The sequence below is a fragment of the Microbacterium sp. Beta genome, from assembly GCF_005502545.1.
GTDB lineage: Bacteria > Actinomycetota > Actinomycetes > Actinomycetales > Microbacteriaceae > Microbacterium > Microbacterium oxydans.
The window spans coordinates 1-25,452 of record NZ_SCOG01000021.1; the positions used below are offsets into that span (position 1 = coordinate 1).

General features: G+C 68.5%; 24 protein-coding genes, 1 tRNA gene and 1 pseudogene. 10 read left to right on the plus strand and 16 right to left on the minus strand.

All coding sequences use genetic code 11. The features are described from left to right. The 3 genes and pseudogenes from FFS56_RS20700 to FFS56_RS16070 form a co-directional block, all read right to left on the minus strand. Positions 1-340 (minus strand): annotated as a pseudogene (locus FFS56_RS20700) (type II secretion protein F); the annotation flags it as partial. Beyond that, complete coding sequence (locus FFS56_RS16065; protein ID WP_046748979.1) at positions 337-1,194, minus strand: type II secretion system F family protein; 858 nt, start codon at positions 1,192-1,194, stop codon at positions 337-339. The pseudogene FFS56_RS20700 and the gene FFS56_RS16065, both read right to left, overlap by 4 nt. Next, positions 1,191-2,381 (minus strand): ATPase, T2SS/T4P/T4SS family, encoded by a 1,191-nt coding sequence (locus FFS56_RS16070; protein ID WP_046748978.1) that lies wholly within the window; start codon positions 2,379-2,381, stop codon positions 1,191-1,193. Before FFS56_RS16070 ends, FFS56_RS16065 begins: the two co-directional genes overlap by 4 nt. Before the next feature lie 153 nt (positions 2,382-2,534). Between FFS56_RS16070 and FFS56_RS16075 the strand changes: the two genes are divergently transcribed. Together FFS56_RS16075 and FFS56_RS16080 are read left to right on the plus strand one after the other, a co-directional pair. Beyond that, positions 2,535-2,616, plus strand: a tRNA-Leu gene (locus FFS56_RS16075). Between the two features lie 96 nt (positions 2,617-2,712). Then, positions 2,713-3,492, plus strand: coding sequence for a VTT domain-containing protein (locus tag FFS56_RS16080; RefSeq protein WP_164734143.1), 780 nt, complete (start codon positions 2,713-2,715; stop codon positions 3,490-3,492). 10 nt (positions 3,493-3,502) lie between these two features. Here the strand turns inward: FFS56_RS16080 and FFS56_RS16085 are convergent, their stop codons facing one another. Then, complete coding sequence (locus FFS56_RS16085; protein WP_046748976.1) at positions 3,503-4,312, minus strand: Ku protein; 810 nt, start codon at positions 4,310-4,312, stop codon at positions 3,503-3,505. 57 nt (positions 4,313-4,369) lie between these two features. Here FFS56_RS16085 and ligD point away from each other — a divergent pair, with 57 nt between their 5' ends. After that, positions 4,370-6,388, plus strand: a complete 2,019-nt coding sequence (gene ligD, locus FFS56_RS16090) for a non-homologous end-joining DNA ligase (protein ID WP_127011963.1) — start codon at positions 4,370-4,372, stop codon at positions 6,386-6,388. A gap of 20 nt (positions 6,389-6,408) precedes the next feature. Here the strand turns inward: ligD and FFS56_RS16095 are convergent, their stop codons facing one another. The 4 genes from FFS56_RS16095 to murI form a co-directional block, all read right to left on the minus strand. Further along, complete coding sequence (locus tag FFS56_RS16095) at positions 6,409-7,329, minus strand: cation diffusion facilitator family transporter (protein ID WP_046748974.1); 921 nt, start codon at positions 7,327-7,329, stop codon at positions 6,409-6,411. 102 nt (positions 7,330-7,431) lie between these two features. Then, a complete protein-coding gene (gene rdgB, locus FFS56_RS16100) occupies positions 7,432-8,025 on the minus strand; it encodes an RdgB/HAM1 family non-canonical purine NTP pyrophosphatase (protein WP_046748973.1) in 594 nt (197 codons plus the stop codon). 2 nt (positions 8,026-8,027) lie between these two features. After that, entirely contained in the window at positions 8,028-8,765 is a 738-nt protein-coding gene (gene rph / locus FFS56_RS16105) for a ribonuclease PH (protein WP_046748972.1), read from the minus strand. Positions 8,766-8,817: 52 nt separating this feature from the next. Continuing rightward, positions 8,818-9,648, minus strand: coding sequence for a glutamate racemase (gene murI / locus FFS56_RS16110; RefSeq protein ID WP_046748971.1), 831 nt, complete (start codon positions 9,646-9,648; stop codon positions 8,818-8,820). A gap of 63 nt (positions 9,649-9,711) precedes the next feature. Between murI and FFS56_RS16115 the strand changes: the two genes are divergently transcribed. Then, positions 9,712-11,037: a nicotinate phosphoribosyltransferase gene (locus tag FFS56_RS16115; RefSeq protein WP_127011962.1), complete on the plus strand. Its 1,326-nt coding sequence runs from the start codon at positions 9,712-9,714 to the stop codon at positions 11,035-11,037. Positions 11,038-11,039: 2 nt separating this feature from the next. Here the strand turns inward: FFS56_RS16115 and FFS56_RS16120 are convergent, their stop codons facing one another. Genes FFS56_RS16120 through FFS56_RS16130 form a run of 3 tightly spaced genes read right to left on the minus strand, consistent with a single transcriptional unit; the run spans position 11,040 to position 13,961 of the window. Beyond that, positions 11,040-11,306, minus strand: a complete 267-nt coding sequence (locus tag FFS56_RS16120) for a DUF3039 domain-containing protein (protein WP_026049764.1) — start codon at positions 11,304-11,306, stop codon at positions 11,040-11,042. Between the two features lie 40 nt (positions 11,307-11,346). Next, entirely contained in the window at positions 11,347-12,912 is a 1,566-nt protein-coding gene (locus FFS56_RS16125; protein ID WP_113681220.1) for a hypothetical protein, read from the minus strand. Then, positions 12,888-13,961, minus strand: coding sequence for an ABC transporter ATP-binding protein (locus tag FFS56_RS16130; RefSeq protein WP_137772195.1), 1,074 nt, complete (start codon positions 13,959-13,961; stop codon positions 12,888-12,890). Before FFS56_RS16130 ends, FFS56_RS16125 begins: the two co-directional genes overlap by 25 nt. On the opposite strand from FFS56_RS16130, the gene FFS56_RS16135 reads away from it, so the two are divergent. The 5 genes from FFS56_RS16135 (at position 13,951) to FFS56_RS16155 (ending at position 18,708) form a co-directional block, all read left to right on the plus strand. Continuing rightward, the gene (locus FFS56_RS16135) at positions 13,951-14,865 is read left to right on the plus strand and encodes a hypothetical protein (protein WP_127011960.1); all 915 of its coding nucleotides are present in this window, start codon (positions 13,951-13,953) and stop codon (positions 14,863-14,865) included. The genes FFS56_RS16130 and FFS56_RS16135 overlap by 11 nt on opposite strands. A 179-nt stretch (positions 14,866-15,044) precedes the next feature. Next, positions 15,045-15,737: an NTP transferase domain-containing protein gene (locus FFS56_RS16140; protein ID WP_046748968.1), complete on the plus strand. Its 693-nt coding sequence runs from the start codon at positions 15,045-15,047 to the stop codon at positions 15,735-15,737. A gap of 80 nt (positions 15,738-15,817) precedes the next feature. Further along, positions 15,818-16,801 (plus strand): hypothetical protein, encoded by a 984-nt coding sequence (locus FFS56_RS16145; protein WP_046748967.1) that lies wholly within the window; start codon positions 15,818-15,820, stop codon positions 16,799-16,801. A 72-nt stretch (positions 16,802-16,873) separates the two neighbouring features. Further along, positions 16,874-18,472 (plus strand): acyl-CoA carboxylase subunit beta, encoded by a 1,599-nt coding sequence (locus tag FFS56_RS16150; RefSeq protein WP_046748966.1) that lies wholly within the window; start codon positions 16,874-16,876, stop codon positions 18,470-18,472. Then, entirely contained in the window at positions 18,469-18,708 is a 240-nt protein-coding gene (locus tag FFS56_RS16155) for an acyl-CoA carboxylase subunit epsilon (protein WP_061018231.1), read from the plus strand. The genes FFS56_RS16150 and FFS56_RS16155 overlap by 4 nt, the downstream gene beginning before the upstream one ends. Before the next feature lie 328 nt (positions 18,709-19,036). On the opposite strand, the gene FFS56_RS16160 is transcribed toward FFS56_RS16155, so the two are convergent. The 5 genes from FFS56_RS16160 to FFS56_RS16180 form a co-directional block, all read right to left on the minus strand. Next, complete coding sequence (locus FFS56_RS16160) at positions 19,037-20,236, minus strand: ROK family transcriptional regulator (RefSeq protein ID WP_061018229.1); 1,200 nt, start codon at positions 20,234-20,236, stop codon at positions 19,037-19,039. Positions 20,237-20,593: 357 nt separating this feature from the next. Then, positions 20,594-21,586, minus strand: coding sequence for a hypothetical protein (locus tag FFS56_RS16165; RefSeq protein ID WP_233437392.1), 993 nt, complete (start codon positions 21,584-21,586; stop codon positions 20,594-20,596). Then, entirely contained in the window at positions 21,583-22,818 is a 1,236-nt protein-coding gene (locus tag FFS56_RS16170) for an ATP-binding protein (protein WP_127011958.1), read from the minus strand. The genes FFS56_RS16165 and FFS56_RS16170 overlap by 4 nt, the downstream gene beginning before the upstream one ends. Beyond that, complete coding sequence (locus FFS56_RS16175) at positions 22,808-23,467, minus strand: response regulator transcription factor (protein WP_046748963.1); 660 nt, start codon at positions 23,465-23,467, stop codon at positions 22,808-22,810. Before FFS56_RS16175 ends, FFS56_RS16170 begins: the two co-directional genes overlap by 11 nt. A 41-nt stretch (positions 23,468-23,508) precedes the next feature. Then, the gene (locus FFS56_RS16180) at positions 23,509-24,756 is read right to left on the minus strand and encodes a TRAM domain-containing protein (protein WP_137772196.1); all 1,248 of its coding nucleotides are present in this window, start codon (positions 24,754-24,756) and stop codon (positions 23,509-23,511) included. 23 nt (positions 24,757-24,779) lie between these two features. Here FFS56_RS16180 and FFS56_RS16185 point away from each other — a divergent pair, with 23 nt between their 5' ends. Further along, on the plus strand, positions 24,780-25,418 hold the full coding sequence (locus tag FFS56_RS16185) for a Maf family protein (protein ID WP_046749078.1): 639 nt from the start codon (positions 24,780-24,782) through the stop codon (positions 25,416-25,418). Positions 25,419-25,452: the final 34 nt, after the last annotated feature.

Genomic DNA, 25,452 nt, shown 5'->3' on the forward strand with positions numbered 1-25,452 from the left:
GGCCCCACCCGAGCTGCCTGCCGCGGAACGCCGCAGGGTCGGTCCGCACGCCGGCTTGTGCCAGACGCCGGCGGAGGGGCTCTCCCCCGCCGAGCAGACTCTCGAACGCATTTCGTGCGCGTTCCCACAGCGTCCGCGAACTCGCGGGCAGCGCGCCCGCGGCCGGGAGGACACCTCGTGGCAGACGATCATCGGCGACGACGTCGCGCACGTACGGACCGATCCTTACGGCCAGCGATGCCGCCCTCCACCGTGGAAGCGCGGAAAGCGCGCTCAACACCCCGGCGGCGAAGCCGCACCCGATCAGGACGGCGCTCGCGAGCGCCGTCATCCCGCTCATCCGAACCACCGCCGAGGCTCGGGGAGTCGACCGATGCGGACCATGATGTGGAAGGCGACCACAGAGACGGCCGCGCCCAGACAGATCACGAGCACACCTTCGGGAGTGCCGTACGCCGCTGCCCCTTCCGGTCGGAGCACGAGCAGGCCGAGGATCACCCACGGGGCGACGGCCCCGAGGACGGCGGCACCGCGGATCCAGGATTGCCGCGCCTCGACCTCCCCACGGAGAGCCGCGTCCGCCCGCACCGAGCTGGAGAGTGCCCGCAACACGCTGATGAGCTCGGTGCCGCCCACCTGACGCGCCATCCGCAGCGTCTCGGCGATGCGGTCGCCGATGGGGTCGGACAGCGTCGTCTTGAGTCGATCGAGGCTGGTCTCGAACCTGCCGCTCGCCCGCAGGTCCCGCGCGAACACGATGAACGCCGGCCGCAGCATCTTCGGCGCGGACTCCGCCAGACCGGCCACCGCGTCGGGAAGCGACAAGCCAACGCGGATCGACGCGATCAGCAGATCGCACACGTCCGGCCAGAGCTGGCGACGCAACCGTCGCAGGCGCATCCGTCGCCCTCGCAGGAACACGATCGGCGCACTTGCGCCTGCGAGACCGGCCAGCACGGAGAGCACGGGGATCCCCGTCAGCAGCCATGCACCCGATGCCGTCATCAGTCCGGTTGCGACGACGATGGCGAGGAGTCCACGTTGCGACAGCCCCTCCATGCCCGCTTCCTCGATCAGACGGGCGAGTCGCCCCTGCCTCATCGTCATCACGGCATCGTCGGAAGGCGGCCACATCCACGGGGAGACGCACAGCAGCACCCCCGCCGCGAGGAGGGCACCGACGAAGACCGTCACGATGAGGCTCCGACCCGGCGAGCGGCGATGCGCTCCACGACGACATCCCTGCGGTCTGCCACCCGGTACACCTGCTCGGTCCGGACTCTGCCTTCGTCGACGTCACCGGTCGGTGCGATGACCTCTTGGACGTATCGCCGACCTGCCCGGTCTCGAACGCAGTGCACGACCAGGTCGATCGACGCGGCGAGCGCGGGCGCGATGAACGCGCGGTCGATGTTGCGCCCGGCCAGGAGCGGGAGGATCGTCAGCTTCTCGATCGCCTCCGCCGCGGAGTTCGCATGCACGGTGCAGGCGCCGGGAACCCCCGTGTTGAGGGCGAGCACGAGGTCCAGGGCTTCCGCGTCCCGGACCTCGCCGACGACGAGACGGTCCGGTCGCATACGCAGCGCCTCCTTCACCAGTCGCCGCAACGTGATCTCCCCCGTACCCTCCAGGCTCGCCTGGCGTCCCTGGAGTGAGACGAGATCGGGTCCGTGAACGGCCAGCTCGAACGTCTCCTCGACTGTCACGATGCGCTGGGTGTCGGCGCAGGAAGCCAGCAGCGCGGCGAGCATCGTCGTCTTGCCTGCGTGCGTCGCTCCGGAGACGATCACGCTGCGGCCGGCGTCCATCGCCACGCGCAGCTGATCCGCGACACCGCGAGGCATCATGCCCTGATCCGTCAGCGATGCGAGGGATCGGTACTTCGGGAGGAACTTGCGGATGTTGACAGCCCACGAACCGCGCACCACATCGGCGATGGCCACGTGCAGACGGGACCCGTCCGGCAGCGAAGCGTCGACGAACGGCTGGCTGATGTCGACGCGCCGCCCCGTTGACTGGAGCATCCTCTCGACGAGGTCGCGCACCGACACCTCATCGAGCACGACGTCGGTCCGCTCGGCCGTGCCCTCGCGCGCGACGTGCACGTGCCCTGCGCCGTTCAGCCAGATCTCCTCGACCTGTGGATCGTCGAGCAGCGGCTGCAGCGCGCCGAATCCGCTCAAGGTCGCCAGGACCTCCCGCACGCATGCGGCCTCATCGTCGATCAACGCCTCGCCGCGGGCGAGGGCGAGATCGTCGTGTCGGCGGACCTCGGCGTGGGCGATGCGCCAGGCCCCGTCCGGATCGATCGACGGGTCGATGCCCTCGGCGCGCAGACGCGAACGCACACGCTCGGCGACGAGGGCGGACGGACGAATCACTCAGGCATCCTCGCAACATTCGACGCGCGGCCTCCGAAGTTATCCACAAGCCGACCTGGAGTCCCATCCCCTCCGCAGAGTCCCGGCCCGGCGCGAACTGCGGGCGGATCCCCAGATACCCGGATTCGGCGATCAGTAGACTTATCCCACCGCGCGGGAGTGGTGGAATTGGCAGACACGCAGGATTTAGGTTCCTGTGCCCCAGGGCGTGTGGGTTCAAGTCCCACCTTCCGCACGAGAGACGACGGCAGCCTTCTCAGGTCGCCATGACATCGCTCTGTTACACCGCCGACCAATCACGACCGACGGGACTCTCCCAGTGCTCGAAACCATGCTGCACGCACCGACCGCTCTCATCCCCTGGCTGGACCCCGCCACGATCATCGGGACCGCCGGGCCGTGGGCGCTCCTCGTGGTGTGCTTCATCGTCTTCGCGGAGACCGGTCTGCTCGTCGGTTTCCTGCTTCCCGGCGACACGCTGCTCGTGATCGCGGGCCTTCTCTCGCACCCGATCGCGGGTTCCGAGCACGGTGTCTTCGGCATCAACGTCTGGTGGGTCGCCCTGCTCATCGGCCTCGCGGCCTTCGTCGGCGGCGAGGTCGGCTATGTGATCGGGCACAAGGGCGGACCGGCCGTGTTCGAGCGCAAGGAGTCGGGACTCTTCAGCAAGAAGAACGTCGAGCGCACGAACGCGTTCTTCGAGCGCTTCGGCGGCATCACCGTGATCCTCGCGCGCTTCGTGCCGATCGTGCGCACGTTCGCCCCGGTCGCCGCCGGTGTCGGTCACATGCCGTGGCGCAAGTACACGCTCTACAACCTGATCGGTGCGATCCTGTGGGGCTTCGGGCTCACCATGTTCGGCTACCTCATCGGGTTCATCCCGCCGGTCGCGACGTTCGTGGAGAACTACATCGACCTCATCCTGCTCGCGGCCGTCGGCGGCACGGCGCTGGTGACGCTGTGGCACTACCTGTCGGAGCGCCACAAGGCGAATAAGGCTGCCGCGGCAGGGGAAGACGTCGTCACCGACGCTGAGGAGGCGCAGGAGCTCGTGCTCGACGCCGACGTGTTCGACCGCGCTCCCGACCTGGACGGCGACGGCAAGCACTGACCGCGGTCGGTCAGCCCGCGTTCTTGGCGCGCTCCTCCTTCGAGCGGGCGACACTCGCACGCAGAGCCTCCATGAGATCGATGACCTCGCCGCCCTCGGCCGCCTTCTCGGCTTCGCCGAAGGTCTCCGCGACGTCGAACGTCTCGCCTGCCTCGATCTTCGCGTCGATCAGCGTGCGGAGCTCCTTCTGGTACTCGTCGACGAACTCCTCGGGATCGAAGTCCGCCGAGTAGCTGTCCACGAGCGACGCCGAGAGCTCCAACTCCTTCTTCGAGATCCGCACATCCTCGTCCAGCGCGGGGAACGCCGCTTCGCGCACCTCGTCGGCCCAGAGCAGCGTCTGCAGCACGAGCACCTTCCCCCGCACGCGCAGCGCGGCGAGCCTCGTCTTCTGCCGCAGGGTGAACCGCACGATCGCCGTGCGGTCGGTCTGCTCGAGCGTCTTGCGCAGGAGGACGTACGCCTTCGGTGACTTGGAATCGGGTTCGAGGTAGTACGGCTTGTCGAGCGTGAGCAGATCGACCTGGTCGGAAGGCACGAACTCCACGACGTCGATCTCCCTGCTCTTCTCGGCGGGGAGCGCGGCGAGGTCGTCCTTCGTGAGGACGACGGTCTGGCCCTCCTCGACGTACGCGCGGTCGATGTCGGCGTAGGCGACGGTCTCTCCGCAGACCTCGCAGGTGCGCTGGTAGCGGATGCGACCGCCGTCTTTCTCATGCACCTGATGCAGCGGCACGTCGTGGTCCTCGGTCGCGGAGTACACCTTGACCGGGACGTTCACGAGCCCGAACGTCAGTGCGCCCTTCCAGATCGTCCTCATCACACCAGTAGACACCAGCCACAGCCGTCACGACCAGCCCTTGACTACGCTGGCTCCATGGTGGGAGATGCGCAGATCGTCCAGGTGGACGGCCGCCGCCTGCGCGTGACGAACCTCGACAAGGTCGTCTACCCCGAGACCGGCACCACCAAGGGCGAGGTCATTGCGTACTACACGGCCATCGCACCTCTGCTGCTCCCCCTCCTCGACGGCCGCCCCGTCACCCGCAAGCGATGGGTGGAAGGTGTCGGAACAGCGCAAGCGCCGGCTGACGCGTTCTTCACGAAGCAGCTCGAACCGGGGGCACCGTCGTGGATCCCGCGGCAGGCGATCCAGCACTCGGACGGGCCCAAGGAGTATCCGCTCGTCGACGACGTCCCCACCCTCGTCTGGCTCGCGCAGGTCGCCGCGATCGAGCTGCATGTGCCGCAGTGGCGGTTCTCCTCCGAAGGCCTTCCCGGAAACCCTGATCGGCTCGTCCTCGACCTCGACCCCGGTGAGGGAGTCGGACTGCCGCAGTGCGCCGAGGTCGCCCGCATCGCCCGTGGAATCCTGTCGGACATGGGTCTCGATCCACTGCCGGTCACCAGTGGCAGCAAGGGCATCCACCTCTATGCCTCGCTCCCCGGCGAGCAGACGAGCGACGAGGTCTCCGCCGTCGTGAAAGAACTCGCCCGCATGATCGAGAACGACCACCCCGATCTTGCGACCAGCGTCATGGCGAAGGCGGTCAGGGGTGGCAAGGTCTTCCTCGACTGGAGTCAGAACAACGGCAAGAAGACCACCATCTCCCCCTACTCGCTCCGCGGCCGTGCGCGGCCGTGGGTCGCCGCTCCTCGCACCTGGGACGAGCTCGCCGATCCGCATCTCGCCCAGCTCGACCTCGACGAGGTGCTCGAGCGCGCCGCCGCGGGAGTCGATCCGCTCGCCACGCTCCGCCCGTCCATGACGGCTCCGCTGCCGCAACCCGCGAAGACGCGGAGCTCCCACCGATATCCCCGGAGCTCAGCCGCACCCGCCGCCCCGCCATCCGCGGCATCCGTGGCATCGGTGGCATCCGTGGCATCCGTGGCATCGGTGGCGCCGATGCTCGCCGAGAACGGCACCCCCGGAACCGCGCGCGCGCTGAGCGATCCCTCCTGGGTCGAGGTCAAGTGGGACGGCATCCGCGCGGTGGGCACGTGGGTGGACGGACGGATGCTCCTGCACGCGCGTCGAGGCACCGACATCACCGCCCGCTACCCCGAGCTCACCGCCGACGGCGCCCCCTTCCTCCCGGTGAAGGACGCGGTGGTCGATGGGGAGATCGTGGCGTTCGACGCCAACAGCCGACCGAGCTTCTCGCGCCTCCAGAACCGGATGCACCTCACCCGCCCCCGCGAGATCGAGCGCGAGGTGATCCGCACCCCCATCGTCTACATGCTGTTCGACCTGCTCCGCCTCGATGGGCACGACCTCACGGGCCTGCCGCTCCGGGAGAGACGGACACTTCTCGAGGATGTGGTCGCCGGCCTCGACGCTCCCGTGCAGATCCCTCCCGTGTTCGACGACGTCGACGCGGCACTCATCGCGAGCCGGGAGTTCGGTCTCGAGGGCGTCGTCGTCAAGGACCCGCGATCGCGCTACCGTCCGGGGCAGCGCTCACCCTCGTGGTTGAAGCTCAAGCACACCCGGATGCAGGAAGCCGTGATCGTGGGTATCCGACCGGGCAAAGGCGACAGGGAGAGCACGCTCGGATCGCTGCTTCTCGCCGTTCCGGACACCTCATCGGGACGGCGACGGCTCCGCTACGTCGGCCGTGTGGGTACCGGATTCACCGATCGGATCCTGCGCGACCTCCTCGCACGGCTCACCCCTCTTCGCGTGGACGATGCCCCCCTCGACGGCGTCCCCGCCCCTGATGCCTCCGACGCGCTCTGGGTGCGCCCCGAAGTCGTCGGCGAGGTCGAGTTCGCGAACTGGACGCCCGACGGAGTGCTCCGCCATGCCCGTTGGCGAGGCCTCCGCCCGGACAAGAGTCCTCTGGAGATCACTGTCGAGACCCCCGTCGAGGTCCCGTCGACTCCTGAAACCTGAGCCGAGATCACGGCACCGGATCAGGCGTGGTGCGGTTCGCAGTCGGACTGCTCGGCGGGCTCGATCTGGAAGGTCGAATGCTCGACGTCGAAGTGGTCGGCGAGACACGCCTGCATCTCGGTCAACAGTTGCGACGAGCGTCCGTCGGCGAAGAGCGCCGGCTCCACGCTGACGTGGGCGGTGAACACGGGCGCTCCGCGAGTCAGCTGCCAGACGTGCACATCGTGCACACCGACGACGCCGTCGTATCCGAGCAGGTGTGTACGGATCTCGCTCACCGCCGTGCCCTTCGGGGCCGACTCTGCGAGCACGGAGAACACCTCCCGAAGCAGCGCTATGGCCCGGGGGATGATCATCGCCGCGATGAAGAGGGACGCGATCGCATCCGCGGGCATCCAGCCGGTGAGGAGGATGACGACAGCGGCCACGATCACGGCAGCCGACCCGATCAGATCGCCCATCACCTCCAGGTAGGCCCCTCGCACGTTGATGCTGGTGCGCTGCGCGCGGCTCAGCAGCCACATCGAGACGGCGTTCGCCAGGAGACCGACGACCGCGACGACCAGCATGAGTCCGCCGGCGACCTCGACCTCCCCCGGATTCATCAGACGCCCTACGCCCTCGATCGCGACCCACGTCGCCAGGGCGATGAGGATGATCGCGTTGATCAGCGCACCGAAGACCTCGGCACGCTGATACCCGAAGGTGCGCCGGTCATCCGCCGGGCGCGCTGCCACTGTCGCGGCGATCAAGGCGATGACGAGGCCGGATGCATCCGTGAACATGTGCGCGGCGTCTGCGAGCAGCGCGAGCGACCCGGAGAGCAGCGCGCCCACGACCTGCACGACCATCACCGTCGCCGTGAGGGACAGAGAGATCGCGAGCAGGCGTCTGCTGCTGGCCGAACGGATGCCGCCGGGCGCGGGTGCGTGATCGTGCATGCCACCAGGCTAGACCGGGAAACAGCCTGGGAAGGCGTCTTGCGGCTAGTCGGGAAGGGTAACGATTCTCAGCTTCAGCAGCACTTTTCCGCGGCCGACGCGTCAGAGTGCTGCGAGGAGCGGAACGAGCTCGGCGAAGGCGCGTGCACGATGCGACTGCTCCTGCTTCTCCGCGGAGGAGAAGTCGCCCACCGAGCGCTCCTCCCCTGCAGGCTGGCCATCCGGCACGAAGATCGGGTCGTAGCCGAAGCCGCCCGTTCCCGACGCCGCGTGCGCCAGGCGACCCGGCCACCGCCCCTCCACGACCTGCTCGCGGCCGTCCGGCAGCACGAGGGCGATGGTGGAGGTGAAGTGCGCGGCGCGGTGCGGGTCGGCGATGTCGCGCAGCTGGTCCAGCAGCAGTTCGAGGTTCGCGGTCGCATCCTTCTTCTGCCCGGCCCAGTACGCGGAGAAGACCCCCGGAGAGCCGCCGAGGACGTCGACGCAGATGCCGGAGTCGTCGGCGAGGGCCGCAAGCCCCGTGTGCGCTGCGGCCGCCCGCGCCTTGATCAGCGCATTCTCGGCGAATGTCACGCCGTCTTCGACGGGCTCAGGGCCGTCGTAACCGATGATCTCGAGATCAGGACGTGTCCGCTCCACGATCTGCTGGAACTCCGCGACCTTGTGCGGATTGTGCGTCGCGAGCACGACCTGCATCGTCACTCCCCCGCCAGTGCGGCCAGCTGCGCGTCCTTCAGATCGGCACATCCGCCCAGCCCCAGCTCGAGGAGCGCGTCGAGTTCACGCTTGTCGAACGGCGCTCCCTCCGCAGTCCCCTGCACCTCCACGAAGAGTCCACGGCCGGTGACCACGACGTTCATGTCGGTCTCCGCGCGCACATCCTCGACATATGCCAGATCGAGCATGGGCTCGCCGTCGATGATGCCCACGGACACCGCGGCGACCGAGTCGAGCAGCGGGGTGGAGTTCTTACCGATGAACTTCTTCTCCCGACCCCATTCGATCGCGTCCGCGAGCGCCACGTAGGCACCGGTGATGGCTGCCGTACGGGTGCCGCCATCCGCCTGGAGCACATCGCAGTCGATGACGATGGTGTTCTCGCCGAGGGCCTTCGTGTCGACGACCGCGCGGAGCGCGCGGCCGATCAGCCGGGAGATCTCGTGCGTGCGTCCGCCGATGCGACCCTTGACGCTCTCGCGGTCGTTCCTGCTGTTCGTGGCGCGCGGCAGCATGGAGTACTCGGCGGTGACCCATCCCTTGCCCTTGCCGGTCAGCCACCGCGGCACGCCGTTGGTGAAGGACGCGGTGCACAGCACCTTGGTGCCGCCGAAGCTGATCAAAGCCGATCCCTCGGCGTGAGCACTCCAGCCGCGCTCGATGGTGATCTCGCGCAGCTGATCGGTGGAACGGCCGTCGACGCGGACGATTTCGGACATGTGCTTCTCTCAGGTCAGGATGGCTGATCGCGTCGGAGCGAGACGATCGGGATTACTCGAAGGCGGTGTCGGGGAGGGTGATGACGCCGGTCTGCACGAGCTGCACATCGCGCACCTCGTGCCCCATCAGTCGGTTGGCCAGCGCGGTGAAATCGTCGGTCGCGGCCCCCGTGGCCTCGTACACGTAACTTGCGGTCGCATCCGGTGAGGCGAGCAGGTCACCGCGGACGAGCTGACGATAGACGTCGCCGGCGGTCTCATCGTCGCTGGAGACGAGCGTGACGCCCTCACCCATGACGTAGCTGATGGCACCACGGAGGAAGGGATAGTGCGTGCAGCCCAGCACGAGTGTGTCGACGTCTGCATCGCGGAGGGGGGCAAGGTATTCCTCGGCCACCGCGAGCACCTCGGGCGTGCCGGTGATACCGGCTTCGACGAACTCGACGAAGCGCGGGCATGCGGCGGTGAACACCTGCAGCCGCTCGTTCACCTCGAGCATGTCCTGGTAGGCGCGCGAGCCGATCGTGCCGACCGTGCCGATCACGCCGACGCGACCGTTGCGGGTCGTCGACACGGCACGGCGCACCGCGGGACCGATCACTTCGACCACGGGGATGTCGTAGCGCTCCCGAGCATCGCGCAGCATGGCCGCGGAGGCGGTGTTGCACGCGATCACCAGCATCTTCACGCCCTGGTCGACGAGCGTGTCGAGCACTTCGAGCGAGTAGCGGCGCACATCGGCTATGGGCTTCGGCCCGTACGGCGAGTGCGCGGTGTCGCCGATGTAGACGAACGACTCTCGGGGCAGCTGGGCGCGGATGGCCCGCGCCACCGTGAGCCCGCCGACACCGGAGTCGAAGATCCCGATCGGCGCGTCGTTCATGACTCCCCAGCCTACCTGCGCGTGGCCCGCCGCGCGCATCGGGGCGCTCACTAAACTGAGCGCATGACCACGTCGACGGCGCTGCTCACCGACCGTTATGAGCTGACGATGCTCGCCGCCTCCCTTCGGGACGGCACTGCTTTCCGCCCCAGCGTGTTCGAGCTGTTCTCCCGACGCCTCTCCGGTGGCCGCCGTTTCGGTGTGGTCGCCGGCACTGGCCGGCTTCTCGGCCTCCTCCGCGACTTCCGCTTCGGCGAGGACGAGCTGCGCTTCCTGCGCGACGAGGAGGTCGTCGACCCGGCGTCGCTGAAGCACCTCGAGGATTACCGGTTCACGGGCTCGATCCGGGGCTATCGCGAGGGCGAGCTGTACTTCCCGGGCTCCCCCATCCTCACCGTGGAGGGAACGTTCGCGGACGCGGTCGTGCTCGAGACGCTCGCGCTGAGCGTGCTCAACCACGACTCCGCCGTCGCCACTGCCGCGTCGCGCATGAGCATCGCCGCCGGCGAGCGTCCACTGGCCGAGATGGGCTCCCGTCGGGCCGCCGAGCGTTCCGCGGTCGCGGCGGCGCGCGCTGCGTACATCGCGGGCTTCGGCGCCACGAGCAATCTCGAGGCGGGACGAAGCTGGGGCATCCCCACCATGGGCACGGCCGCGCACTCCTGGACGCTGCTGCACGACACCGAGGAGGAGGCGTTCCGGTCCCAGGTCGAGAGTCTGGGCTCCGGCACGACCCTGCTCGTCGACACGTATGACATCCGCACCGGCGTCGAGACCGCCATCCGCGTCGCCGGAACGGAGCTCGGTGGTGTGCGGATCGACTCGGGCGACCTCCCGATCGTCGCCGCCGATGTCCGGGCGCAGCTGGACGAGCTCGGTGCCACATCGACGCGCATCACGGTGACCAGCGATCTCGACGAGTACGCGATCGCCGCTCTCGCCGCTTCGCCGGTCGATGCGTACGGGGTGGGCACATCGGTCGTGACCGGCTCCGGATACCCGACAGCGAGCATGGTCTACAAGCTCGTGGCGCGCCAGGATGCCGCCGGGTCGTGGGTCGGCGTCGCCAAGGCATCGGCGGACAAGGCGTCACACGGCGGACGCAAGTCGGCGTTCCGCACCCTTGCGGACGGAGTCGCCACGGCGGAGACGGTCGTCGTCTCGGACGGCTTCGAGCAGCTCGACACGGCAGCCGACCACCCCGACGGCCGACCGCTGCAGGTCACCTTCGTCGAGGCCGGCGACATCGATACGTCGTACGAGGGAGTCGCGGGTACCGCGGCCGCTCGCGCTCATCACCTTCGAGTGCGCGAAGAACTGCCGGTGCGGGCTCTCGCGCTGAGCAAATCCGACCCTGCGATCCCCACCGTGTACGTCGAAGCCGACTGAGGTCAGCCGATCATCGACTCGTAGATCTCCTTGCACGTGGGGCAGATCGGGAACTTCTCCGGGTCGCGCCCCGGGGTCCACTTCTTGCCGCACAGCGCGCGCACCGGCTTGCCGGTGATCGCGGATTCGAGGATCTTGTCCTTCTTCACATAATGCGAGAAGCGCTCATGGTCGCCCGGTTCGAGGTTCTCCTCGCGGAGGAGCTCTTCCAGTTCGCGATCAAGCGTTGCCACGCCGCCCTGATCGGGGCTGTCCAGCGGAGTACTCATCCCGAGAGTCTAGCCGCGTCGAAAGCCTCGCGGGTGGTCGTCATGCCGTCTCGACGAACTCCATGAGACGCTCTCCGCTGCGCTCGAAGATGCGGCCGCCGATGACGGCACCCAGCACCAGCACTCCGAGGCCGACGAGGAGCCCGACCCAGAAGGTGGCCGGTGCATACGCCGACCCCTCGAGGATCGTGGCAGCGAACAGCCAGATGGTGGGCGCGCTCAGCACGATCGCCCCGAGGAACGTCGCGGCCGGTCCGTAGATCCCGCGGGATGTCGGCCGTTGCGGCTGCTGGAACGGGCTGTCTCCGGGCCGTGAGACCGCGTAGGGCGCAACGACGGAGACGATGCTCGAGATGCCGAGTGCACTGAAGAGGAGGCTGGCGGCCACACCGCCCATGGGCAGCAGGAGACTCCAGTTCCCCACCAGGAGGAGGCTCAGCGGCACAGCGATCGCGAGCACCGGAATGGCGACGAGCAGCACGGGCACGAGGCGACCGAGACGATCGGGCAGCCCCCGGACGCCACTCGCCACGTGCGTCCACAGGGCCGTCGAATCATAGGCGACGTCGTTGTGCGGCAACCACCCGAAGAACAGTGCCATCACCGGAACGGGGACCAGCGCGGCGATCTCCACCGGGACACCGGCGACGATGAGCGGCAGCACCGTGAGCACACCGGCGACCGGGACCACGATGATGTTCATGATGTAGCGACGGTCGCGGAGCCAGTACACGAGGCTTCGCGAGGCGATCGCCCCGAAGGCGTTCGACGGCAGCAGCCCGAACCAGCCGAGCCCGGTGCGCTCCCGCGAGGCGACCGGGCGCTCGGTCGTCGTGAGGAGTCGCCGGACGAGCCATGCCCACGCGATCCCGAGGAGCACGACGGTGAGGACCGCGATGATCCCGGTGACCCACGCCGAAGCAGTCGCCCCTGCCGCGGAGTCGAAGAGGAATGCCGGCGCTGCCGCGAACGGACTGAAGCCGAAGACGCTGGAAAGGGTCGCCAGCGAGGGGGGCACCAGGCCGTCCCAGCGAAGGGAGCCGAAGAACACAGCCACGGGGAACGCGATCACGATCAGGGCGAGCGCGAACAGCGCGGTGAGCTCTCGTGATCGACGCTCGGGAAGGAGCAGGGCGTTGAGCGCCATTCCGATCCGCGAGACCAGCATCGTCGTGACGACGCCGACGACCGTCATCAGGATCGCGAGAGGCCATGGCGTCCCGGCATCGATCGCGACGATACAGACGCTGATGTAGACGGCGAGGAGCGCGAGGCTGGGCACGCTCACGAATGCGGCCAGCGTGAGTACCCACGGCATCTGCCGCTCATCGACGCCGAAGACCGCGAAGCGGCGAGGATCGAGTTGGTCGACTGCCCCGACGAGGAGCGGTCCGACGAGGAAACCGACGAGAAGAGCAGCGCCACCGAGGACGGTGACCGCACGGGCGACCGGCACCGGAGCGGACGACAGGCTGAAGACCGCGATGCACACCACGGACGTGATCGCGACGACAGCGACGAACGAGATGATCGAACGGACCCGACGGTCGCCGCGCAGAGTTCCGATCAGAAGCGCGAGCCTCAGTCGGAGAACGTGTGCAGCCACTCGAGCCCCTCCACCTCTCCGCTGGAGCCGGCGAGCTCGACGAAGCGCGCCTCGAGCGTCTGCCCTGCGCGCACGTCGTCGACGGTCCCCTCGGCCAGCACTTCCCCTCCGACGATGATGGCCACGCGGGAGCAGACGCGCTCCACCAGATCCATGCCGTGACTGGAGAGGATCACCGTGCCACCGTGCGACACATACGCACGGAGGATGTCGAGGATCACTGCTGAGGAGACGGGATCGACCGATTCGAACGGCTCATCGAGCACGAGCACGCGCGGGGAATGGATCATCGCCCCTGCCAGCATGATCTTCTTCGTCATGCCCGCCGAGTAGTCCGAGACGACGCGGCTGAGCGCATCGCCGAGGTCGAACGCCCGAGCGAGATCTGCCGCGCGCTTCTCGATCACATCAGCCGCAAGGCCGCGCAGCAGCCCGTAGTAGTACAGCAGCTGACGACCGGTGAGGCGGTCGAACGTGCGCAACCTGTCCGGCAGCACGCCCATCAGCTTCTTCGCGGCCAGCGGCTGCTTCGCCTGGTCGATGCCACAGATCACGACGCTGCCCTCGTCTGCGCGCAGGAGCCCGGCGACGATCGAGAGAGTCGTGGTCTTTCCCGCCCCGTTGGGGCCGACCACCCCGTAGAAGGATCCAGCCGGCACGGTCAGGTCTATGCCGTCGACGGCGCGGTTGTCTCCGAACTGCTTGACGAGGCCGCGGATGGTGATCGCTTCGCCCCCGGAGAGTCCGTCCACGGGATCCACGACCTCGGAAGCCGCGTCGTCCGAACCCCCTTCAGCCTCGACGACCTCGACCGACGCGGACGTTCCCGACTCGATCGGCTCCTCGACGATCGGCTCGGCCTCGACCGGTTCGGCGCGGGCGACCTCCGCCGCGAGGGCGGGTGCAACGACGGGCTCGGCAACCGGCTCGGGTTCGGGTTCGGGTTCGGCGATCGCATCATGCTCCGGAGCAGGCTCAGCCACGGGCTCCGGCGCCGAGGTGACTTCGACCGGCAGCACCGATACTGCGGCTGTCTCGGTGGCACGCATCGGGTCCACCGGAGCCGCTTCGGTGCTCGGAGACTCCGGGGCGTTCTTCGCCGCGTCCGCCGCCGCCTTCTCCGCCTCATCGGCGGCCTTCTTCGCTGCAGCATTCTTCGCTGCCGCGGCCTTCGCCGCCGCTGTCTTCGCTGCCGTGGACTTGGCTGCGGCCGCGCGAGCAGTGGACTTCGTCGCTGCAGCCTTGGAGGCGGCCGCTTTCGCCGCGACCGTCTTCGCCGCCGAAGCTTTCGCGGCCGTGGACTTCGCCGCCGTCGACTTCGCAGCCGTCGCCTTCGCGGCAGCTGTCTTCGCGGCAGCTGTCTTCGCGGCCGTGGTCTTCGCGGCCGTGGTCTTCGCCGCCGTCGCCTTGGCCGTCGTCGCCTTGGCAGCCGTCTTCGTCGTCGACTTCGCTGCCGTGTTCTTCGCGGCGGTGTTCTTCGCTGCGGTGGTGCGACTGGCTGCGCCGCTGCGCGCGGCAGCGGCGGGCGTTCCGTTCTGGTCGGGCAACGCCTTGACCAAAGGCTCCACGACGATGTCGGCAGTCGGTGCGGCTTTCTCCGCCGCAGCCTTCGCGGTCGACGTCTTCGCGGTCGATGTCTTCGCGGTCGATGTCTTCGCGGCAGTCGTGGTTCCGCTCGTGGCCGGACGCTTCGCGGCGGGCTTCTTCACGGCGGGCTTCTTCACGGCCGGCTTCTTCACTGCAGGTCGCTTCGCCGTCGTCCCGGCCGCCGATGCCTCGTCGGAACTCGATTTCTTCACCGGCGGGCGCTTCGCCGACGTCTTCTCTTGCGCGGTCTCGGTCAGGTCCACCTGGGCGGTGCGGTCGTCAGGGGAGGCAGTCACCGTCCTACGGTATCAACGGGCGGCTGTGCGCCAAGGCCGCCGCGCAATAAACTGCCCTCGGGTGCTGTGACTTCACAGGGATTGCAGGGTGGTCGCAAGCCTGTGCATCACGTGTGTAGTCGATCACGAAATGACAACGGGGCCCTCCTGGCCCTGAGGTTCCCAGGCGGAATCGATACCATGAACGCGGCACGACGAAGTGTCTGGTCGGTTAATCGACCGTGAACACAACTTCCTTTAGGAGCACTCGTGACTCTTCAGACCGTCATCCTCGCCGCCGGAATGGGCTCGCGCCTCGGCCGCGCGCTGCCGAAGCCGCTCACCGAACTGAGCGACGGCCGCACGATCATGGGCCAGCAGCACGACAACATCCGGGCCGCATTCGGCTCCGACGCCCGAATCACGACCGTGGTGGGCTACCGCGCCGAGACCATCATCGATGCCTTCCCGCACGTGAACTACGTCCACAACGAGCGCTACGACGAGACCAACACGTCCAAGAGCCTGCTGCGCGCCCTCGGTGCCACCGGTCGCGGCGGTGTGCTGTGGATGAACGGCGATGTCGTCTTCGACCCGATGATCCTCGGCCGGGCTCTCGAATACATCGAGCGCGACCAGTCCTTCGTCACGGTGAACACCTCCAAGGTCAGCGACGAAGAGGTGAAGTACACGGTCACCGCCGAGGGCTTCATCAACGAACTGTCCAAGACCGTCAAGGGCGGACTGGGCGAGGCTGTGGGCATCAACTACATCTCCTCCGCGCAGAAGAAGGCCTTCATGCGCCAGCTGCAGCGGGTGGAGGACCAGGACTACTTCGAGCGCGGCCTCGAACTCGCGATCGCCGAGGACGGCCTGCTGCTCGAGCCGATGGACGTCTCCGACCTGTACGCGGTCGAGGTCGACTTCGCCGAAGACCTGGAGCGCGCGAACCTCTTCGTCTGATCGAACGACACGAAAGCCCGGTCCCCCTCGCGGGACCGGGCTTTCGGCGTTTTCGCGGGCTGTCTCCATAGGATCTCTGCATGGCCCCCAAGGTGCACAAGATCCACTCGCTCCCGGACGACGCTCCGTGGGACAAGGGCGTTCCCCCCGCCGGCTCGGCGGAGCACCCGATGATGGTGCGTGGTCTCGATCGCGTGCTGGCGATCCAGCGCCCACTCGTCCTCGCGCACATCCGCAGCATCCGGCTGCGCAATCCCCAGGCTTCACCCGCGGAACTCATCCGCATCCTCGAGCGGCGCTACCTCGCGGCCGTGACGACCGGAGGTGCGGCGGTGGGAGCGACCGCCGTCGTGCCGGGCATCGGCACCGGTGTCACCCTCGCCCTCTCCGGGGTCGAGACCGTGGGTTTCGTGGAGTCCACCGCCCTGTTCGCCCAGTCGGTCGCCGAGGTGCACGGGATCGCCGTGGCGAACCCGGATCGCGCCCGCGCCCTGGTGATGACGCTGATGCTCGGCAAGGAGGGCGTCGACCTCGTCGGACAGCTCGCCGGCCAGGTCGCTGGGCGCGGCGGCAGCAGGTCCTCGTACTGGGGTGAGCTCGTCACGAAATCCCTCCCCCGTGCCGCAGTCGGCCCCCTCGTCGACCAGCTCAAGAGCATGTTCGTGAAGCAGTTCGCGGCGAAGGGAGGCGCGTCGGTCATCGGCAAGGCTCTCCCGTTCGGCATCGGCGCCGCGATCGGAGGCGCGGGGAACAACATCCTCGGCCGCCGCGTGCTGACCACTTCACACAAGGCCTTCGGCTCTGCGCCGATCGACCTGCCGCTCGAGCTGGAGCCTGTCCCCGGGGCCGAGAAGCTCGAGCTGCGGATGCTCCGGGGCGCCCGCTACGCCGGGAACGCGGTGGTGGGTGCCGCCGGCACCGTGGCACGAGGCGCGGAGTGGGTCGGGCACCGTGTCGGCGGACGTGCAGGTCGCCGACGAGAGAGCCCGTCCGACGAGCTCGAGGCCGGCACCGGCGACCACTCCCTGCCCTCGAACCCCGGCGACGAGCGCGAAGAGCGCTGAGCGCAGGTCGCCAAAGGATCCGCTGAGCCGTTGTGGCGAGCATCCAACAGCGGGGGGCGAGCCGACGATAGGGTGGAATCCGTGACGGACAAGCCCGACCTCTTTACCACCGCCGGCAAGATCGCGGACCTGCGCGCTCGCTACACGGAAGCCGTCGTCGACGCGGAAGCGAAGGCGAAGGAGAAGCAGCACGCGAAGGGCAAGATGACCGCCCGCGAGCGCGTCGAGCTGCTCGTGGATCCGGGAAGCTTCGTCGAGTTCGACGAGTATGTACGCCACCGCACCACGGCCTTCGGCATGGATCGCTCCCGCCCCTACGGCGACTCCGTCGTCACCGGCGTCGGCACCATCAACGGGCGCACCGTCGCGGTGTACTCGCAGGACTTCTCCACCTTCGGCGGCTCGCTCGGCGAGGTCGCCGGCGAGAAGATCGTGAAGATCATGGAGTTCGCCCTCGCCGGAGGGATGCCCTGCATCGGCATCCTCGACTCCGGCGGCGCGCGCATCCAGGAGGGCGTCGTCGCGCTCGGCAAGTACGGTGAGATCTTCCGCCTGAACACCCGCGCTTCCGGTGTCATCCCGCAGATCTCGATCATCATGGGCCCGGCCGCGGGTGGTGCGGTGTACTCCCCCGCTCTGACCGACTTCGTCATCATGGTCGACAAGACCAGCCAGATGTTCGTCACGGGTCCCGATGTGATCAAGACCGTGACCGGCGAAGACGTGGGGATGGAGGAGTTGGGCGGCGCCTACACCCACAACACCCGATCCGGTGTCGCGCACTACCTCGCGGAAGACGAGGACGACGCCATCGATTACGCGCGCACGCTCCTGAGCTTCCTCCCGGACAACAACATGGCGGAACTCCCGTCGTACGAGAGCGCGTTCGAGTTCGAGACGACAGACGCCGATCGCGTGCTCAACACGATCGTCCCCGACTCGACCAACCAGCCCTACGACATCCACACGGTGATCGAGCACGTCGTCGACGAGGGCGATTTCCTCGAGGTGCAGCCGCTGTTCGCGCCCAACATCGTGATCGGCTTCGGTCGTGTCGAAGGTCGCTCGGTCGGCATCATCGCCAACCAGCCGTCGCAGATGGCCGGCACCCTGAACATCGAGGCAGGCGAGAAGGCCAGTCGCTTCGTGCGATTCTGCGATGCCTTCTCGATCCCGATCGTCACGCTGGTCGACGTGCCCGGCTACCTTCCCGGCACGGACCAGGAGTGGACCGGCGTCATCCGCCGCGGTGCGAAGCTGCTCTACGCCTACGCGGAGGCCACCGTGCCCCTCGTCACCGTCATCCTGCGCAAGGCCTACGGGGGTGCGTACATCGTGATGGGCTCGAAGCAGCTCGGCGCGGATGTGAACCTCGCGTGGCCGACCGCCGAGATCGCGGTCATGGGCGGTCAGGGTGCGGTCAACATCCTGTACCGCGGTGAGATCAAGAAGGCGGAGGAGGCCGGCGAGGACGTCGCCGCCGTGCGTACCCGGCTCGCGAACGAGTACACCTACAACGTGGCGTCTCCTTTCCTGGCAGCTGAGCGCGGGGAGCTCGACGGCATCATCGAACCGGCCAACACCCGCGTCTCGATCGCGAAGGCCCTGCGCGCCCTGCGCGGAAAGCGCGCGGAGCTGCCCCCGAAGAAGCACGGGAACATCCCGCTGTGACCGAGCACAACCCGCAGGGCGGCCCCTCCTCGGACGCGCCGCTGCTCGACATCACCCGGGGCGCGGCCACCGAAGAGGAGCTCGCCGCTCTCATCGCGGTGATCAGCGAGGCGTACGCGACCGAGGAGGCCGCAGCCGTGGCCGACGAGCCCGCCGTCTCCGCCTGGGCCAGGACGCAGCGTCCGTTGCGTCGCCCGCTCCGTCGCGACATACCGTGGGGCCGTTTCTCCGGCTGACGCCGCTCGGAACACGGAAAGAACGCCGTCGGCGTGGTCCGCGAACCCTCCGCTTCACGAACCACGTCGACGATCGTCGCAGGACCCCCAGCGCCCTGCGCGGCCGCGTCCCCGTCGCCGCCTCGTCCGCCCTTCTTCGAGAGCCGGACGGATCCCCCCTCGTGAAGACCTGCGTGCTCCGCGGCGTGCGACGGTGCCGTGCGCACAGCAGAAGGCGGACTCCGCTGATCTGTCCGAAGGACGAAACCCAAATACTATATCGATTCGACTTATGCTCGCAAAGGTGACCCGCGAGCACTCAGCTGTCGAGCACTCAGCTGTCGAGCACTCAGCTGTCGAGCAGGAGGTCGGAGGCACGCGGGCTCAGGACCGAGTCGAGGACGACGCACGCCGCTCCCACCGCACCGACATCGTCGCCCACCACCGTGCCGTCGACGGGGAGGGTGCGTATCGCCCTGGTGGCGCTGGCCCGATCGAGCAGGTCGGGGATCTCTGCCAGGTACACATCAGCGAGCCGCGACCAGAACGGCCCACCGAAGACGACGCGGTCGACGTCGAGCATGTTCGTAAGCACCGCCGTCAGCACCGTGATGTGCGCGGCGGAGCGCCGAAGCACCTCCCCCGCGGCTTCGTCCCCGGCAGCCGCTCGCTCGCACAGCTGCCCGAATCGCTGGTCGACTGCCGCGGCGTCGCTCGTCTGATGCTCGTCGTCGAACACCCCTGCCCTCTCCGCCTGCTCGATGATCGCCTGCGGGGTGCACACCACCTCGACGCATCCGCGTGCCCCGCACGCGCAGGACGGTCCGTCGGGGTCGACGATGATGTGGCCGATCTCGCCGATGTTGCGTGTGCTCCCCCGGACCGCCTCTCCATCACGTGCGATGGCCGCGCCGATACCGATCCCCAGATAGACGAAGACGAAGGAGTCGTCCGCCGATTCCCGCCTCGTCCAGAGCTCGCCCACTGCAGCCGAGGTCGTGTCCTTCTCCACGACCACGGGCAACCCCGTCGCCTCCGCGAGCACTGCCCGCAACGGCACACGGTGCCAGCCTGCGAGCTTAGGCGGGTCGATCACCGTCCCCAGCTCCGCGTCGAGCGGGCCGGGAGCCGCGACCCCCACCCCGGCGATCCGGGAGCGGTCGACGCCCGAACCGACGATCAACGCATCGATCGTCGACGCCATGGCCTCGACGATGCGGTGGGGATCCTCGGCAGGGGTTCGCACGCTCAGACGACGGACGACCGCGCCGGCCAGATCCAACAGCACGAAAGTCATCAGCGCGGGATCCAGATGGACCCCCACGGCGAAGCGGCTGTCCGCGACGAGCCGCAGGGTTACCCGCGGCTTGCCTGGTCCGTTGATCGTTCGACCCGCTTCCCTGATGAAGCCGTCATCGAGGAGTCTGCGGGTGATGTTCGTGACCGTCTGCGCCGACAGGCGCGTCGCCGTCGACAGCTCGATCCTGCTGAGCCCTTCGCCGGACTGCCGGATGGCCTCCAGGATCACGGACTGATTGAAGTCGCCCATGCGCGGAAGGTTGGTGCCACGACGCGTTGCCATCGTCCAATGATGGCCTATCGGGGGTGAAATCGTGTCCCCCAAAATACCTACAGACAATGTTCGCGCGAACCATCAGACTGAGGGGGACGCTTCGCGTTCGGCTGGTCTCTCTGTCCCAGGGTAGACAGACGCTGATCGGCCACCAGCGGACGGTTTTCGGGTAACTGTCCGCACGGAGAGGGGCAGGCGAATTCGCCGCCCCTCTCCCACTCTCACCATCCTCGACTCCGGTCATCTCCCCAGGCCGGAGCCGAGGACGCATGCGTTCGTCCGCTGTCCCCGCCTGCCAGCCCTGACCTCACCCGTCAGCCCTGTGCCCGCCTGTCAGCGCGGAATCTCGTGCCAGAGGTCGACGGCGTCATCGTCGCCGGACGCCCGTGAGCCGGCGCGGCCGACCACCGTGACGGCGACACGGGGATCACGCGCCGAGCGGATGATCAGACGAGCGGTCTGCGCGCGACTGAGCACGACGGCCAGCTCGTCCCTGATCAGTTCTCGCCGTGTCTCGTCGATCCCGTCGAAACCGCCCTCATCGAAGACCGTGACCACCACCCCCCGGCGTCGTGCCGCCTCGATCGCGTTGCGCACGGCGTCGTTGAGGAGATCGGCTCCGCGCAACTCGTCACGCAGCCTGCCCTCGGCGAGGCGGGCGTCCATCCGCTCCTGCTCGTCCAGCACACCCCGCGCGGCCACCACTCTGCTGAGGACGGGACCGGCGACGGCCAGCGCGAACTGCGTGCGCAGGCGCCGCTCCCGCTGACGCACCCGCTGCGTCGCATGCCACGCGGACACGGCCTGCTGGATCTCGGCGAGGCGCTCCGTGTCACGCACGGCGCGGTCCCAGAACATCACCAGGAGCCCAGCGACCACCACCCACATGATGGAGCCGACGAGTCCGAGGTTGAGGGCGACGACGAATCCCAGATAGGCCGACGCGGTGACGACGAGCACCCCGAGAACGAGAACGCCGATCAGAGGGCGCCTCCGGACGACGCAGACGACGCCGAGCAGTCCGAGCGCCCCGATGTACCACGTGGCGAAGGGAGCCGTCCGATCCGCCGGGTCGAGCGACGAGGTGACGAGGATGGGGATGAGCGCACTCGCCACCAGCGCCAGGATCGCCGACCACATCGGCATCCTGACGACGGCGCCGTGTCCGAGGATCGCGACGTTCACGACCACGAGGTACAACCCGATCGCGAGCACCATCACCAGCGGTGCGGTCGGCTGCTCGATCCACCAGATCCCCCTGGCGACGAAGTACAGGGCGAAGCCGACGGCGAGGGAGGTGGCGACACTCCGCACGGTGCGGTTCACGAGCGCTCCCACCCCAGGACGACAGTGGTCCCGTGCCCGTCGGAGAGGATGTCGGCGGTGCCGGCCACCCCCGCCATGCGCGCGAAGATCGACGCACGGATCCCGAGTCGATCGACGCCGATCGACTCGACGTCGAATCCGGGTCCGGTGTCGGAGATGGTCACGCCGATGCCCTCGTCCCCGTGCCCTTCGACGATGATGTGGAGTCCGCGCCCGCCGGCATGCGAGACCGCGTTGCCGATCGCCTGTCGTGCCGCGAGCACCAGCGCGCGGGCAGCACGTCCGGGGATGAGTCCGATGCCTCCGCGCTCCTCCACGATCGCATCGGCGCCGAGCTCGGACAGCGCCCGACGCAGCTCGACAACGATCTGCACCGTTCCGACCGGTTCGTCGCTCCCCTCCTGTGCGACGGCGGCCTCGGTGTTCGCGAGGCGCGTGAGAGCCTCTCGCGCCATCGCCACGGCCAGCTCCCTGGCGCGTTCGCCCTCGGCACGCTCCGCGGCGATCAGAGCGGCCAGCACACTGTCGTGCATCAGGGCCGACATCGCCGCCCTCTCCTCCTCGGCCGCCGCCGCTGCCGCAGCAGTGGAGTACGACGCGACCGCCTGTCCCCTGGCCTCGTCCACCCCGGCGGCGACCGAGCGGAACATCCAGCCGAGTGAGACGATCACCACGCCGAGGATGAGGGTGAACGAGACGTCGAAGGCGGTCGTCACCCAGAAATCGCGCGAGAACTCGCCCTGGACGAGACGGACATAGCCGTACACGAACGGCACTCCCGCCGCCCAGACGAACTGCAGCGCCAGGGGGAAGGCGAGCATGGCCGCGACGACACCGACGTTGACGAGGAAGAAGATCCACGGCTGCTCTCCGGCCCCCTTGTCGGAGGGGTCGACGATCGTCGGCCACGCGGCGAGCACCAGCACGTACACCACGGCGAAGATGCCGGAGAAGGTGCGCACCCCGCGTCCGATCAGGCACGCCACCAGCATCCCGAGCAGGGGCACGAACACCACACACAACGCGACCACATGCGCAGGGTCCGCGTCCGACAGGGATGCCATCGCGGAGACCAGCGCCTGGGCGCCGAGCACAGCCGAGCCGATCGCGACCACGATGGCGAGGATCCGCTCCATGCGCTTGCCGGTGAAGCGCTCGTATGCTGTCTCCGTGCTGCCCGGAGACGGAATCTTGCTCCAGGCGTCGCGGATGCTCAGCGGCTCAGCGGCCACCGAGTGCCTCGTCGGCTGTGACGATCCCGTCTTCCATCGCTCGCCGGAGCAGGTCGACCTTCGTGGGCGCCGGGCGCCCGACCTCGACGTACTTCACGCGGATGCGGGTGATGTTCTCCTTGGCGGTCGAGTACGCGACGCCCAGCTTCTCGGCCACGGCCTTCAACGGCAGACCCGTCGCGTACAGGCGCAGGACCTCCCGTTCGCGGGTGGCGAGCTGCGCGTCGGCGAACGCGCGGTCTCCGTCGACAGCGCTCGCCCACTCCACGTTGTTGAGGGCCTCGCCCTGTGCGACCGTGCGGATCGCGTCCAGCACGTCGTCGAGTGCTGACGACTTGCTCACCACTCCCGCCGCACCGGCGGAGAGGGCTTCCCGCACGGCTGCAGGACGATCCGCCACACTGTGGATCACCACGCTGGCGCCGTCGTTCACGAGGGCGGTCACGTTCTCAGTAACGGTCGTGCCGTCTCCCAGCGTGAGGTCGAGCACGACCACATCGGCCGGCGCGGCCCCCGTCGCCTTCCGCCAGTCGATGTACGACACCACGGTGCTCCCGGAGAAGACCACGGTCTGCGAATCCCGCTCGCACGCGGCCTCGAGACCGAGGCGAACGGACTCGTGATCGTCGATGAGTGCGACCGTGCTCATCCCCTCAGCCTACTGAGTCCCCTCGGAAGGCCGTGGATCACTCATCGTGTGAGCAGTGCCACGACCTCGAAGTGGTGGGAGTGCGGGAACATATCGAAGCCGCGAAGACGGTCGACATTCCACCCGAGCGTGCGGAACGTGCCGAGATCGCGTGCGAGCGCCACCGGGTCGCAGGCGACGTAGGCGATGGCGTCGGGGGCGAGCCCGTGGATCGCCTCGACCACCTGACGCCCCGCTCCGGCCCGCGGCGGATCGAGCACGACGGCCCCGGCCCGACCGCCGCCCTTGCGCGTGGCGAGGAACCGATCGACTCGGGCTGTCACCGCGTCGATCTCGAGAGGGGCGAGGTTCGCCGCAGCATGCTGAGTGGCACGTGCACTCGACTCGACCGTCACGATGTCCGTGCCCCCGAGGTCGGCCAGGGTCGCCGCGAACAGCCCGACCCCGCCGTACAGGTCGAAATGGGTCTTCTCCTCGTCGACGTGACCGTCGAGGATGCCGTAGACCGCGGCATCGAGCACCGAGGCGGCGCGCGGATGCACCTGCCAGAAGCCCGTGGAGTCGACGTCGAAGCGGCGGTCGTTGACCATCTCCTGGATCACCTCGGGCGCCGGGCGCTTGCGGAAGCCCCTCTGCACGCGCGGGGCGCGCTCGGTCTCCTCACGACGGATCACGCGCACGGTGCCGTCGGCGGGCTCCACGAGCTCGATGCGACCGGGAGCCTCCCCCTGCAGCGCGAGCGCTGCCGCGGCGATCGCCGGCCGCGCCAGCGGGTACGACGTCACCGGCACGACACGGTGACTGCGTGAGGCATACGGCCCCACCACTCCCGCGTCGTCGACGTGCAGCGTCACCCTCGTGCGCCATCCTCGACCGTCTCCGGACTCCACGGCCTCGATCTCGGGCGCGACGAGACCCTTTCCCGCGAAGCGGTCGAGGGCCTCGGTCAGCACGCGCCTCTTGAGCTCACGCTGGTGATCGAGATCGATGTGCCCGAGATCAGCTCCTCCTGGACGATCAGCGGGATCGCGCGACACGTCGGCCTCCGCCCAGATGTGGGGACGGCGGTGCTCCGACGCGTCCAACACCTCGATCGTCTCGGCCCGCCAGAAACTGCGGGTGTCGGCATCGGCCCCCTCCTGCGGAGCGATCAGTCGGGCACGGACGCGCTCACCGGGGATCGCGTCGGACACGAACACCACTCGTCCCTCGTGCCGCGCGATGAACGTGCCCCCGTGAGCGATGCCGGTGATGTCGAGTTCGAGCACGTCGGCTGGGGAGGAAGTCATCCTTCGAGGATACGGTGGTGGACATGCGCGTCTGCCTCGCCTCGACCTCTCCCGCCCGACTCATGCTGCTGCGTCAGGCGGGCATCGAGCCGCTCACGGTGTCACCGGACGTCGACGAGGACGCCGTCGCCGCCGCTGCGGAGGCGGAAAGGGGCGAGCCCCTGGCGCCCGAGGAGTTGGTGCTGCTGCTCGCCCGCGCGAAGGCCTCCGCCGTGGCGCACAGCCTCGTCGAGGACGGCGGGTTCGACGGCCTGGTCATCGGCGGTGACTCGATGTTCGCGCTGGACGGGCGCGTCTACGGCAAGCCGTACACTCCGGAGGAAGCGACCAGGCGCTGGCGAGAGATGCGCGGAGCCACGGGCATCCTGCACTCCGGCCACTCCGTCTTCCGGGTCGCCCCCGGTGCCGAGCCCACGGAAGCCACCGCCGTCGCCGAAGCCGCTGTGACGTTCGCCTCCGACGTGACCGACGCCGAGATCGCCGCGTACGTCGCCTCAGGCGAACCGCTGCTCGTGGCGGGGGCCTTCACCGTGGACAGCCTGGGGGGAGCCTTCATCACCCGCGTGGAGGGCGACCCGTCCACGGTCGTCGGCATGTCCCTGTCCACCGTCCGCCGTCTCGCCGCGGAGCTCGGCGTTCGCTGGACCGACCTCTGGTCGTAGACTCCCATCGACGTTTTCCCGACTTTCTTGTGGG